This is a genomic window from Campylobacter novaezeelandiae, assembly GCF_004323845.1.
GTDB lineage: Bacteria > Campylobacterota > Campylobacteria > Campylobacterales > Campylobacteraceae > Campylobacter_D > Campylobacter_D novaezeelandiae.
Window position 1 is genome coordinate 21,305 of sequence record NZ_QPGR01000015.1, and the last position, 13,327, is coordinate 34,631.

The following is a 13,327-nucleotide window of genomic DNA, read 5'->3' on the forward strand; positions in this document are numbered from 1 at the left end:
TGTGAAAAAGGAGAGTTGCAATGAAAAAAAATAAACTTCAAATAGCAAAACACATTTTACAAAATTGCTATTGGGGCAATACTAATATGACCCCTAGTTTTATAGTAGAACATATACAAGATAAAGATTTTGCAAAAAGAATTTTCAGTGCAATTTTTCAAAATTCACTCACAATGTTTGAAGATTTAAAAATTATCGATAATGAAGAATGGATAAAAGAATTTATAATTTCTCAAAACCAAAGATTAGGTTATCATAAAAGATTTTATTATGAAGAAAGGCTTGACGAGCTTATCGCACATTATGGGATAAAAAATGCAGGAAAAAGAAGAAAAATATACACAGTTGTATAAAACACAAGATATAATTCTTGATTTAGTTGCAAAAGAAAATTTAGATTTTTATCTTACAGGCGGAACAGCTTTGCAAAGATTTCACTATAATCAATTTAGATTTTCTGATGATTTAGATTTTTTCTTGATTAACAATGGAATTAAAAATCGAACTCCAAAAGAATTTAATGATTTTACAAGTATGTTAAAAGATAATAATATAGATTTTGAAATAAAAGTTTCAAATCAATATTTTACTCAACTTTATATTAAAGAAAATAATCTCAAAATTGACTTGGTTAATGATTATGTATTTCACGAAAAAAATGATTATGTAAAACTTGAAAATGGTTTGTTTATAGATAGCATACAAAATATCTTTGTTAATAAGTTAGAAACTTCACTTTCCAGAGATGAACCAAGAGATTTGTTTGATATTTATACTATTTTGACAAATAATAAAATGGATATTGAAAAAAGTTTTGATATTTTAATTAAAAAAACTAATATAGATCCAAAAGATATTATCAGCCACTTAAAAAATATTGATTTTAATAGAATTAATTATGAAGAAATTAATGCTAAAAATAATATAATTTTAAAAGATTTTTTACAAAATTTTCATAAAACCATTGATGAAAATTTTAATTCTTATAACAAAAAACAAGCAATCGATAAAGACATTTCAAATTTAAAAAAAAATTTACAATATTATATTGAAAAAGCTGATATATTAATTCCAAATACTAAAAAGGATCTAGAAGAAAAAATTAAAACATCTTTTTCAAAATTAAATAATTTTGAAAATATAAATATAATTCCTAAAGGCACTTTGAAAGAAGTTTTAAATCAAAAAGAATTAGATTTATGTAAAAAAATGTCTAATCAAAGTAGAACTAAAGAAAGATAATGTCAAAATCTAAAGTTTTTAACGAAGAAATACTCACTCTCCCTTTTGATATAATACTTATGCAAAATGGTTATTCTTACAAAAAAGATAAATGTAGTCGCAATTTCATTACTATGAGTAATGAAAGCGATTTAATCATTATTACAAGACAAACTAATGGACAATATTTATATTTTAATCCTAATGAAGAAAATGATAGGGGGAATATTTATTCTTTTTGTAAGAATAGGGGTATTAAAATTAATAATTTGCTTAATGAAAAAGTTGATAAAATTGAATTAAAACATAATATAGAGCCTTCTAAATCTATAAATAAAGCTTCAATAGAAGCTATTAATAACTATAAAGCTTTTACTACAATTAAACAAAAAAATTTTTTTAATGATGATAGATTAATTTCTCAAGAAATTTTAGAAACCTTTAATACTCTAAAACAAGATAAACATTACAATGTTTGTGTGCCTACTTATATTTTAGATAATTTTCAAGGTAAAGATTTTATTAATTCTAGCGGTTATATAGCTTACCTAAGAAAGCCAATTACACACGATAAGCAAGGAAATATATATAGCAAACCTATTAAACAGCTTTGTTATGGAAATAAAGGACTTGAAATTATTAGAAATAAAGATAATAAACAAAAAATAGAGAATATAAAAACTATTATTATTACAGAAAGTATGATAGATAGTCTTAGTCTTTTTGAACTTAAAAATTATAATCCAAATGATACTTTACTTTGTGCTACAAACGGACAAATCACTAAAAGCCACAAAGAAATTTTTGCTTATTTTGAAAAAAATGCAAAAAATGCCAAGATTGTTTTAGGATTTGATAATGATGAAAAAGGACTTGATTTTAAATTAAAAACGAAGGAATGTTTCAAAAAAAGAGAAATTATAGAAGAAAAACCTAATTTAAAAGATTTTAATGATGATTTACTTATTTTTAAAGTTTTTAATCTAAAAAAAGATTTTTCTTTAGAAGATATACAAAAAGAAATAAATTCTTTACAAGAAAAAACAGAATATTTACTTGATAAAAAAAGTGTTTTAATAGAGAGTAAAAAAACAGAACTTATTAAAGAAATATCAAACAATGATATTCCTTTAGTTTCTTATTTAAAACCAAAATTAGAAAGTTTTATAAATTTAAAGATCTTAGGAAAAAAATTTGAAGAATTTAATGCGTATTTAGGTAGAATTAACAATAAAAAAGAAAGAAATTAATCTAAGGATTAAAATGCAAAATAGTATTTATGATAATATTCAAATTATAAAATCAATTGCATTAGAACAATATATAAAAAAATACGATATAGACAAACAATTTGATTTTATTTCTAAAAGTTGTAATGAAGCTAATATTAATGAGCAAAAACTAAAAAAAGATATCATCAAGAAAAATATTTTTTTCTTCATAAAAGAGATTATGAAAAGTAAAGATCGAAGAAAATATATAGAAGGTTTTTTTGCGTCTTTACTTAGTATAGGTATTTGTATTATTGCTTTAATTTCAAATTTTATAAAAAGTGAAGATTTTGATTTTGTTTTTTATGCAAATATAGGATTTTTTGGAATTTTTGGAATTATTGGCTTTTGGGGTTTTAATAGCAATTTAGATGCTTTAAAATATTATGCAGATCTTTATGCTAAAGAATTTATTAGATTTCAAATATTTGATAGCAAATAAAACAACAAATAAAAAACAAGCCATTTTTAATAAAAATTTGATATAATTCACTATATTAGTAAGCAGTAAATAATACCTTTATCTTTGTTTTCGTTATTATAAAATGGTTTTATTTTCTCATTTTGCTTACTAAGTCCCCATAAAACATTTGTTTTATGTGGAAAATCAAAGTCTTAATTAAGCGGGAATACCCCGCACTCTTCTAAATATTACTTATAAACCCAAAATTAAGAAATAAAAATCCTTTTGTTTATTATCCTTTCTTTTTAAGATCCTTTTTTATTTTACTAAAACAAAAAAGGACTTAAGATAAGTTTTAAAAAGGGAGAAAAAGTTTAGGTTTGTTTTGGTTTTTGGAGTGTGATTATAGTATAAATATACTATAAAAATACTATAAATTAAATATAAATTAAGCATAAATATACTATAATTATAATACGAAAACAAAGACAAAGGATAAAAATGAGAATTGAAGTTACTAAAAATAAGTTTTTTGATTTAGAAAGTGTTCTAAAGGGTGAGAGAAATATCTATAATAAAGACGCTTATGCTTTTTTAGAATGTAAAGATGAAAAAGATAATATTGCTAGATTTTTTGATTTGGGCGAAATTGCACTAAATTATAATCAAGAAAACAATCAAATTGAAGTCTATTTTCTTAAGTATGAGTTTTTTCAAGAGAGCTACGAAATTTTAAAATATCATATTGTAAATAGTATCAAGTTTGCTTTTGTGAGTGCTGAAGATACTTTTAAAAGATTATCAAGCTTAGAAATAAATGTTAAAGATTTTATAAAAGAATAAGCGGAGTGGATTATGAAAAAAAATATACAGGTTGATTTTAATAATAAAATGATTGCTTTAGAACTTGATTATAACAAAGATTATGGAAATTTTTTAAAAAATATTGTTAATGAACTTTATTTAGAAAATAAGGACTATATTAAGCTTAAAGGTTACACAAGAAAAATAAATTTTCAATTTGGTGTTGATCAAGAAAAGCAAAAAAGATTTTTACTGCTTTCTTATGAACAAATTGACAAAATAAAGAGTATTAATTTACTTATGTTGTCTGAAGCTTACAGACTTATCAATTTTATTGCAGAGAAAATTAATAAATAGAAAGAATTATTATGGCTTCTTGGATTTTATTTGGATTTATAACAATGATATTTATTTGTGGAATAAATTTGGAAAAATTCGTTCCACCTAAGACTGAATATGAAGAACGATTAGGTTACACATTAAAACCTGTTCTTTTTGTATTCTATATTTTGTCTTCAATCGGTGTATTTTATAATAAAGAAATGGCTAATCAAATTGTTGCTGGAATAATTAATTTTTTTGTATAGAAAAAAGGAGATACAAGAATGAGTGAGGAAAAATTAACCAAAAAAGAAATGTTTTTAGCTTATGTTGTTTATATAGGTATTATTACTTTTATCACTATTTTTTTTAAAGAAATTTTAGATTTTTTAAAGTTAATTCCTATAGCTTTGCATTTTGTTTGGGATTTTATTTTTTTCTTATCACCTTATCTAATTATTGCTTTTTTATTTTTAGTAATATTTTCGATTGTTGGCTTAAAAAAAGGTTTTAATATTATTCTGGCATGTTCTTTAATAATTATTCCTATAATTATTTCAATTTACTATATTAATGAAATAAAATTTGATCGCGTGACAATTTTTATTAATTGCATTTTTATTTTGACCGTCTCTTGTATAATTGCAAAGGCAGATAATGAGGATTAAATTATGAATTTAGTAACTAAAATATTAACCAAAAAAAATATACAGAGTTATTTTTTATATTTATGTATTATAGTTTTAATTTGTATTTTTAAAAGCGAAATTTGGAGCTTTATAAAAAATGTTTTGAAAGAGTTATTTTTAGCATTTGTAGAAAGTGTTAATTATATTGGTATAGATAATATATCTTTTGTTTTAAATTTTATGTTTTTGTGCCTTCTTCTTATGTTTATATGTTGGTTTTATGGAACTTATCAAGTCTTAAGGGTTTCATTATATTTAGTTCCTTTATTTATAGCTATATTATATATTTTTGGTATTGAATTAAGCTTGGATAGTTTTAATTCTTACTTTCTTATATTTATTGTTATTTTAAATGGGCTTTTATGGGCTTATAATCAGGAGTTAAAATGAACTTATTAAATAAAAAATTTATTTTAGTCTATGCTATTTATATAGGCATTATTGCTTTTATTATTTTTTTTGGAAAAGATTTTATAAATTTAACACTTTTAATATTTGAAAATTTATGGAACTTTTTTTCAGCGATAGAGGGTGTTTATTATGGGATAGGCTTTGTTTTATTTTTCAGCCTATCCATTGTTTGTATAGCATTAATAAATTTAGAAAATAAAATAGTTGGCATTTTAATATTTTTATTAATTATTACTCCATTGCTTTTTTTATTTTTTTATTATTCTAACGCTAATTTTAGTCTCAATTATTTTAGAAAACTTTACGACTTGCAATTTCCTATTACACTTATTCTATTTATTGTTGTATTTTCTTGTTTTGTGACATTGACAATAGATGAAAAATTACTATGAAAACAAATAAAATAATCTGGACTTGTATTAATTGTCAAGGAACTAATAATACAAGTTTAGGAAGTTTAAAGAGTTTAGAAAAAGCAGAGCAGATATTAACTTCTTTTAATGAAGAAGTGATCTTGCTTGCAAAATGTAAGAAATGCAAAAAAAATAATGAATTGCTTATGCAGTTTAAAATAATAGGATTAAGTCAGTTTCAAGAAGAAAATAAGAGCAAGAGAACTCTTAATATGGTCAAAATTAATAAAAATAGAGCTAAGAATAAAAGAGAGCAAATTTTCTCCCTTTTAAGCGGATTATTTTCAGATAGTTATAAAGATGAAAAAGGAAATTATAATTTAGAAAAAATCGCTTTACATGCAAATGTAAATATAAAAACGGCAAAAAAATATATTATAGAGTATATGAAAAACCATTAATAAATAATATTATATTTCAAACAAGAATAGTAAAAAAGGGAGAAAAAGTTTAGGTTTGTTTTGGTTTTTGGAGTGTGATTATACTATAAAAATACTATAAAAATACTATAAATTAAGTATAAATTAAGTATAAATATACTATAATTATAATACGAAAACAAAGATAAAGGATAAAAGATGGAAAAAGTTTATATTACAGAAAATGGAAGTAAAATTAAGTTAAGAGCAGAAAACTTACCTTCTGTAAATAATCTTAATAAAGATTTGTTTGTTTTTTTATCTGAATTAGAAAAAGGCTTTAGTCTTAGAAGTTATGAATTTTCAAATGATGAAGATGAATATATTGTTAATGCTTTCGAATTATTTGCTTGTGTGTTTTGGGGTATGGATTTTAATCAAAGGGAAAAATTAGAAATTTTAAGAGATGAAAATAAAAATATATTTTTAAAATTTAAAGACAATATAAAACAAATTGAAAAAGATAAAAAATACAAATGGGAAAAAGTATTAAAAGAATTGAAAAAATATTCCAAAAATAAAGCTTGAAAAGTTTAATTTTCAAATTAAATAAAATCACCTTTAAAATACTATAAAATAAGAGCTTTAAAGATATTTAACTAGCTTTTTTAAGTTTTAAGCTTTTTAGCTTGAAACTTAAAGTTATGGAAAAATGGGAATTTGCTTGTTTAAGTTTTCTTAAACCTTAAAAAGCTTTTTTAAAGTAAAAAAGTTATAATTTTTTTACTATAAAAAAGGAGTAAATTAAAAATTTGTAAAAAATATAAACTTAAATCTTAAAAATAGGAGTAAAAAATGAAAAAAATTTTAACAAGTGTTTTAGCTTTAGGAGCTATGGTTTTAATTATAGGTTGTGGTGATGGAGATTTAGTCGAGTTAAAAAATAATGGAAATGATCAAACTTTATTTGATTTAGCTAATAAAGAAATTATGAAAAAATATCCAAATTATAAGCTTTATGATTATGTTTCAATAAGAGCAATTAGCGATATTAAAAATCCAGAAGGTAAAATCAAAGAAATGAAAAGCACGTTAGAAAGGGAAAAAGGTTTTTTATATAATAATTATGTTTTCTTATTAAATCCAAATGATAAAAAAGATTATAAAATTGTAAGTGTTTATTGTGATAATGATCTTAAAAAAAATGTTTATTGTCCTGTAAATGATGCCCCTAGATTTTATGCAAGATAATAAATAAGCTAAAAAATATATTTTTTTAATTTTTTATAATACAAATATTTTACCGACATTTTGCGGAAATTACTTATCCTAAATAAAGCCTATAAATAGGCTTTATAATAGATTTTTTATAAAAAATATTAATAATTTAAGTAAAATTTTATATTTATATAAATGCTTTTAAATGTCTATTTTACAATTATTTTAAGTGTTTATTAAGTCGCAAAATGTCGGTAAAATAGCAATAAAATTTTTTATTTATATTTTTAAGTCTTTTTTATTATTTTTAGTTTTATTTATTCCGCCAAAATTGATTTTATCAATTTTTACAGAAGTTAAATTTAAATCATCTTTGATATTTAAATACTCGCAACCTTTTTTATATTCTTGTATGATGTAAGCATTTAAAGGTAGTTTATTTTTATTTTTAGAAATAGAAATTTTTAAATTCTCAAAACGATTTTTAGCATATTCTTTTAAATAATTTTTATTCTTTTCTAAAGTTTTTAAATAGTTTTCATATTCTTTTACTTCAGCATTTGATTGTTTTAAAATTTCTATGTAATTGTTTATATTATTTATCTTTTTTTCTATTTTAAAAATGCTTTCTTTTTTACCATTAAAGAGTTTTGTTAGGATAGTATTGGTTTCTATGGTATTTTTTAAACTTTTATCCAGATTATCGTCGCTTTTTAAAATGGATAATTTAACTTTTTCTAAAAGTTCATAATCGCTTTTTGTCGCTAGTTTATTTTTACGCATAAAATCAACAAAATTCTTTAGATTTTTTGTATCCACAATGTTTTGATAATTGTATTTATCAAGCTCTTTATTTAAAAGAGAAATCTTTTCATCGATTTTTTGAGTTTCTTTTATTTCTGATAGTATTTTTAAATCAATTTTATTTAAATCATCTGATACTTTTTTTAACTCTTTTCCTAGCTTGAAATATTTTTTATTATTTTTCTTTTTATATTGATTAAAAAGATTTATAAGATCTAATCTATTTTTCTTTAATTCTAAACTTTCATTATTTAAAATATCAATTTTAGATTTTTTATTCTCTAACTTTTTACTTTCTTTTTTAATTATATTTAAAATCATATCGCTTAAATCTTTTTTTGTATCCATCTCATCAAGATATAAAGTGCTTTTTATTTTTTGATATTTTCTATCTAAATCTTTTTCATAAGAAGTTTGATTATGATAATGTAATCCTTTAGAACTTAAAGACATAGAAAAATTACTTCTAACATCATTCCAAAAATCTTTAATATCGTCTTTTGTATTAAAATGAATTTTCTTTTTTGTTAAAATATTTCTTTTATTTAAAACAATGTGAATGTGTGGATTATTTTGATGAGTATGTATTGCCATTACATACTTATAACCAAAAAAATTATTATCCATAGTTTCTTTGACGCTTTTTTTTAAAATTTCTAAGTTTTTTTCAGTAGGATTTTCTTTAATAGAAAAAATCAAATGCCAAGCGTCTTTAGCATTTTTTTGATTTGAAAAATCAATTTTCCAATCTTTTATCACATCTTCTGTTAAAATCTCTTCCCCTTTTTCATTTACAAGATAAGGAGTATCAGCACTATTTAAAATATAATCTATTGCTCTTTTTGCTCCATCTTTAGATAAATTAGAACAAAGCTTAACTACTGCTTGTTTAGAATAGGTAGTTTGATTAATATTATTAATATTATGCTTTATGGAATAACTATTAACAAAATTATTAAAAATTTTATTGCGTTTATAGTTGTCTTTTATAACTGAACTTGCTTTTTTAATTTTTTGAATTTCTTCCCAATACTCATCAAAAGATTTTTTCAAAGTTTTAACCTTTTTTTATTTTATAAATATTTTTATAGATTGTATTAAAAATATAATTTTTAGAATAGAGGCAGGATAACCCTTTATAGTGGCTTTTTTTGTGCTTAAATACTTATAAATAAGGCATTTAAACACAAAAAAGATTTTTTTTACAAAAAAATAAAATCAAAAAAGATTTTTTTGATTTTTGATTTTAAAAATAAATAAAGAAAAAAAATATTTATAAAATTAAATTTTATTTTTTAAATAAAACATCTACTAAGTAATATTTTTATAATAAGAAAAACTAAAATTAATAACTTGAAAAAATACTCAATGATAAGAAAAATAACTTCTAATTAGAAAAAAGAAATAAAAAGAAATAAATCAATAAATGATTTGATTTATAAATTTTTAAAATATTCTAAAAAAATAATTAAATTTATTAAGTTTTCTTTTTTTAAAAAAATACTTTGAAAAATAATAAAAAAATATACCATTAAAACCCATTTTTTAAAAAAAATAAAAAAAAATCTTTTACCGACATTTTGCGGAAAAATAATGGTGGCTTTTTTTACAAAAAAAGTCTTTAAAACTTAGGAAATATAGCTTATACAAGAAATCAAAAATTATAAAAAATAATAAACAAAAATTAATTTATTTAAATATTTTTTAAAGAAATAATTTTAATTCAAATATCCAAAAAATAGATATTTTAAGCTTTTATTAAGTCGCAAAATGTCGGTAAAAGTTGCAACATTATAATTTTATTTGCGTAACGCAAAAAAATTTTTTCAAGGAGAAAGTTTTATGAAAAATATTTTTCAAAAAACTTTAACGTTTTTGCTTTTTATATCAATTTCTCCAATTTTACTTTTTGGAGCAAATGGAAATAATATTGCATCAAAATTAGCAACAAGCGTTAATGAACAAGTAACCGACGTAGGCACAAGTGTATCAAGTATTATAAATACAATGTCTATTGTAATGGGTGTAATTTGGATAGTTATTATGCTTTTTATGGCTTTTTTTAATATGGAAGGCATAAAAAATCACGCCAAATTATTATTTGGTGCATTAGTAATTATCGGTGTAATTTATGGACTTTCGGCAGCAGGTATGAACTAATGACTGAAACAAGCTGTTATCGCGATCTTACTTGTAAAACAAAAATTAAAGGCTTAACTAGCACAAGCTGGTTTGCCTTAATTATTTTAGGATTTGTCGCGTGGTTCTTTTTAGTTTTATACTCACTTATTGTTATTGCTTTTTTATATTGCTTTTTCTTTATTTTAGAATTTTTTGATGAAGATATCTATCAAATTATTTTCGCCAAATTTTCAATTCCCCAAAATAAATATTACGCATAAAGGCTAAAAATGGGAACAAGCATTTTTACTTATTTAAAAGAACTCAAAAATAAACCTAAAAAAGAAAATTTAGGAAAAAAAGAAAAGAAAAATTTTAAAGAATATATAAATAAAATAAATCGTGGAGCTGACAATATTTTAATGTTAGCTGAGCCTAAAATTTTTACAATGGCTAAAGAAAATAATATAGCTTTTAAACTTGACGAAAATACTTTAGTAACAAAAGACGGAAATTTATGCGTTGCTTTGGAAGTTAAAGGAATTTCATATTCTGGAAATTCACTTGAAGAAGAATTATCTTATTTGCAAAGTCGCGTGCAATTTTTTGGAAAAATTAGCACTGATGTAGAAATTAATTTAATTATTAAAAAAGATAAAATAGAACTTTCTAAAAAACATTCTTTAACTAAAAATGTTTTTGCTAATCAAATTATTGAAAAGTGGGAAAATTATAAAGATGTATTTCAAATTACTTATTATCTTATAATATCTACTATTGATAAAAAAATTAGTGGAGCTTTAGAAAATTTTAAAAATAGAGCCACCAAAGAAAAAGAAAAAAGCAAAGAAGAAAAAGAAAATTTTAATCTTGAAGCCAAAAAACTTTTAATTGAAGAAACCCTTAATGAAGCAAAAAGAGCTTTATCTTCATTTACGCCTATTCAAATTACGGCTGATGATATTTTAAATTTTTATGCTACTTACTCAAATGCTCAAGAAACTAAATTTAAATATACAAATGAGTTGATTACTGATAGTTATATTAGCTCAGATGTGGAATTTAAAAAAGATTATATTGTTTTTCGACGAAACGACGGAAAAGAAATGTTTTCAAGGTTTATAAGTATTAAAGCTTATGAAACCGATGTAATTACTTCACACATTAGCACTAAAATTTTAAGAAGCTCAAATGATTTTACCGTTTTTATTAATATGAGATCTTATGAAAAAGAAAAAGCAATTAAAAAGATAAAAGATACTGGAGCTTTTGCACCACAAATTATAAAAGATGAACTTAGCGGACTTATAGAAAAAATTAAAGCTGATAGAGAAAATTTAATGCTTGTTAGCTTTTCAGTTTATATTTTAGCAGAAAATTTAGAAGATTTAGAAACTAAAACAAATGAGTTAAAAGGTATTTTAGCTAATCAAAATTTAAATATAGTAAGAGAAACGATAAATCAAAAAGCTTTATATTTCTCATTTTTTCCAAGTAGGGCAAATTTAAATGCTAGGAAAAGAACACTAAAAGTTTCTAATTTAGCAAGTATTGCTAGTTTTGAAAAAGATGTTTTAGGATTTGATAAGAACGACTGGGGCGATGAACCTGTAACTATTTTTAGACATTTAAGCGGAACGCCTTATCTTTTTAATTTTCACTGGACACCAGAAGGAGATAAACCAAGCGGACATACTATGATTATAGGTGGAACTGGTGCTGGTAAGACAACACTAGCTCAGTTTTTAATGTGTAATCTTTACAAATACGATATTGATATTTTTTCAATGGATAAATTGCGTGGTATGTATAATTTTGCAACTTATACTAACGGAGAATATCACGACGCTGATTTTAGCGATTTTAAACTAAATCCTTTTGCGTTACCTTATACAAGCGAAAATAAAGAATTTTTAAAAAACTTTATTCGAACAATGGCTAATTTAAGCGATACACAATATAACGCAATCAATGAAATAACACGAACAATTGAAAGACTATATAGTAATAAAACCGAAGAAGATATTTTTACACTTAGCGATTTTATAGATAGTCTTCAACTTGACGAAGATGATATTAAGGGACGTTTAAGACCTTTTAAACAAAGTATTTTCGATAATAAAGAAGACGCATTAAGCTTTAGCAAACAGCTTTCAATATTAAATATGGATAGTATTTTAAAAAATCCAACTATGGCAGGACTAACTGCTTCTTATATCTTTCACAGATTAAAAAATTCAGCCAAAAATTCTAAAAAAAGAGGCTTTTTTTGTTTTATTGATGAATTAAAAGACTTTTTAATGGACGAAAATATGCGTGAAAGCATTCTTGAAAGCATTCTTGAAGTTAGAAAAATAGGCGGGGTTATGTGTATGGGTTTTCAAAACTTAAGCTTTTTTGATGATATCCCAAAAGGTGCAAGTTTCTTAGAAAATATAGCAAATTTTATTATTTTTCCAACTACAAACGCCCAAACGCTTGAAAATATGCGAAATAAACTTAATTTAACACCTACAGAAATTAAGTTTTTACAAGAAGCAGGAACTAATTCAAGACAGGTTTTATTAAAAATGAACCTTGCTAATCAATCTGCTATTTTGAATATAGATTTAAGTCGCTTAGGAAAACATTTAAGAATATTTTCATCATCTAGCGACAATGTAATGTTAATGCGAGAACTTAAAGAGCTTTATCCTAATGATTGGAGAAATATGTATCTTGAAAATCAAAAACCAAATTTAAGGAGTTAAAAATGAAATTTTTAAAAATAAGTATTTTAGTATCAAGCCTTCTTTTTTTTAGTGCCTGTGCAACCACAAATAAAGAAATACCTAAAAAATCGCCTTGTGCTTGTAATTATGATGTAATTAAAATTAGCTAAGAAGGTTGAAGTATGGCTTTTATTGATGATAAAAAAGATCCTAATTTTATATTTCAACTTGAAAGAAATATAAAAGCTTATATGCTTTGGTTAATTATAGTTTTAACTATAATCGTAATTTGTCTTGCTATTGCTATTTCTTTTCTTACCCCTTTTAAAGAAGTTAAACCTTATCTCGTGTTTTTTTCAGATCCAGAAACTAACTTTGTAAAAATAGAACAAGCGGGAATGGATATGAGAGCTGATGAAAATCTATTAAAATCAATTTTGGCAGGTTATGTAAAAAAAAGAGAAACAATTAATCGTATAGATGATAGTGAGCGTTATGAAGAGATTAGATTACAATCTGGAAAAAATGTTTGGGATACATTTTCAAATTTAGTTAGAGCACCAAATTCAATTTATACAACT

Annotated in this window: 17 protein-coding genes and 1 pseudogene; 17 read left to right on the forward strand and 1 reads right to left on the reverse strand. The window is 22.7% G+C overall.

All coding sequences use genetic code 11. From position 1 onward, the window contains the following. Nucleotides 1-20: 20 nt before the first annotated feature. The 13 genes and pseudogenes from DU473_RS07020 to DU473_RS07080 form a co-directional block, all read left to right on the forward strand. Nucleotides 21-353: a hypothetical protein gene (locus DU473_RS07020; RefSeq protein WP_244985452.1), complete on the forward strand. Its 333-nt coding sequence runs from the start codon at nucleotides 21-23 to the stop codon at nucleotides 351-353. Next, nucleotides 316-1,242, forward strand: a complete 927-nt coding sequence (locus tag DU473_RS07025; protein WP_131186852.1) for a nucleotidyl transferase AbiEii/AbiGii toxin family protein — start codon at nucleotides 316-318, stop codon at nucleotides 1,240-1,242. The genes DU473_RS07020 and DU473_RS07025 overlap by 38 nt, the downstream gene beginning before the upstream one ends. Then, nucleotides 1,242-2,471, forward strand: coding sequence for a toprim domain-containing protein (locus tag DU473_RS07030; RefSeq protein WP_131186853.1), 1,230 nt, complete (start codon nucleotides 1,242-1,244; stop codon nucleotides 2,469-2,471). Before DU473_RS07025 ends, DU473_RS07030 begins: the two co-directional genes overlap by 1 nt. Before the next feature lie 13 nt (nucleotides 2,472-2,484). Beyond that, the gene (locus DU473_RS07035; protein WP_131186854.1) at nucleotides 2,485-2,934 is read left to right on the forward strand and encodes a hypothetical protein; all 450 of its coding nucleotides are present in this window, start codon (nucleotides 2,485-2,487) and stop codon (nucleotides 2,932-2,934) included. A 462-nt stretch (nucleotides 2,935-3,396) separates the two neighbouring features. Further along, on the forward strand, nucleotides 3,397-3,738 hold the full coding sequence (locus DU473_RS07040; RefSeq protein ID WP_131186855.1) for a hypothetical protein: 342 nt from the start codon (nucleotides 3,397-3,399) through the stop codon (nucleotides 3,736-3,738). A gap of 12 nt (nucleotides 3,739-3,750) precedes the next feature. Next, complete coding sequence (locus DU473_RS07045) at nucleotides 3,751-4,056, forward strand: hypothetical protein (protein WP_131186856.1); 306 nt, start codon at nucleotides 3,751-3,753, stop codon at nucleotides 4,054-4,056. Nucleotides 4,057-4,067: 11 nt separating this feature from the next. Next, nucleotides 4,068-4,286 carry a hypothetical protein gene (locus DU473_RS07050; protein WP_131186857.1) on the forward strand — a complete coding sequence of 73 codons (219 nt, stop codon included), beginning with the start codon at nucleotides 4,068-4,070 and terminating at the stop codon, nucleotides 4,284-4,286. An 18-nt stretch (nucleotides 4,287-4,304) separates the two neighbouring features. Then, nucleotides 4,305-4,688, forward strand: a complete 384-nt coding sequence (locus DU473_RS07055) for a hypothetical protein (RefSeq protein WP_131186858.1) — start codon at nucleotides 4,305-4,307, stop codon at nucleotides 4,686-4,688. Between the two features lie 3 nt (nucleotides 4,689-4,691). After that, entirely contained in the window at nucleotides 4,692-5,099 is a 408-nt protein-coding gene (locus DU473_RS07060; protein ID WP_131186859.1) for a PTS mannitol transporter subunit IIABC, read from the forward strand. Further along, nucleotides 5,096-5,512 (forward strand): hypothetical protein, encoded by a 417-nt coding sequence (locus tag DU473_RS07065; protein ID WP_131186860.1) that lies wholly within the window; start codon nucleotides 5,096-5,098, stop codon nucleotides 5,510-5,512. Before DU473_RS07060 ends, DU473_RS07065 begins: the two co-directional genes overlap by 4 nt. After that, on the forward strand, nucleotides 5,509-5,934 hold the full coding sequence (locus tag DU473_RS07070; RefSeq protein ID WP_131186861.1) for a hypothetical protein: 426 nt from the start codon (nucleotides 5,509-5,511) through the stop codon (nucleotides 5,932-5,934). Before DU473_RS07065 ends, DU473_RS07070 begins: the two co-directional genes overlap by 4 nt. Nucleotides 5,935-6,111: 177 nt before the next feature. After that, nucleotides 6,112-6,480, forward strand: coding sequence for a hypothetical protein (locus tag DU473_RS07075; protein ID WP_131186862.1), 369 nt, complete (start codon nucleotides 6,112-6,114; stop codon nucleotides 6,478-6,480). Between the two features lie 267 nt (nucleotides 6,481-6,747). Further along, nucleotides 6,748-7,062: pseudogene (locus DU473_RS07080) on the forward strand (hypothetical protein); the annotation flags it as partial. 327 nt (nucleotides 7,063-7,389) lie between these two features. Here DU473_RS07080 and DU473_RS07085 read toward each other — a convergent pair. Next, complete coding sequence (locus tag DU473_RS07085) at nucleotides 7,390-8,967, reverse strand: relaxase/mobilization nuclease domain-containing protein (protein WP_131186864.1); 1,578 nt, start codon at nucleotides 8,965-8,967, stop codon at nucleotides 7,390-7,392. Between the two features lie 789 nt (nucleotides 8,968-9,756). On the opposite strand from DU473_RS07085, the gene DU473_RS07090 reads away from it, so the two are divergent. The 4 genes from DU473_RS07090 to DU473_RS07105 all read left to right on the forward strand — a co-directional run. Beyond that, nucleotides 9,757-10,074: a hypothetical protein gene (locus tag DU473_RS07090; RefSeq protein WP_131186865.1), complete on the forward strand. Its 318-nt coding sequence runs from the start codon at nucleotides 9,757-9,759 to the stop codon at nucleotides 10,072-10,074. A gap of 251 nt (nucleotides 10,075-10,325) precedes the next feature. After that, entirely contained in the window at nucleotides 10,326-12,785 is a 2,460-nt protein-coding gene (locus DU473_RS07100; RefSeq protein WP_131186867.1) for a VirB4 family type IV secretion/conjugal transfer ATPase, read from the forward strand. Nucleotides 12,786-12,787: 2 nt separating this feature from the next. Further along, a complete protein-coding gene (locus DU473_RS08490; RefSeq protein ID WP_262868231.1) occupies nucleotides 12,788-12,916 on the forward strand; it encodes a hypothetical protein in 129 nt (42 codons plus the stop codon). 12 nt (nucleotides 12,917-12,928) lie between these two features. After that, a partial coding sequence (locus tag DU473_RS07105) for a VirB8 family type IV secretion system protein (protein WP_262868233.1) occupies nucleotides 12,929-13,327 on the forward strand: 399 nt, incomplete at its 3' end.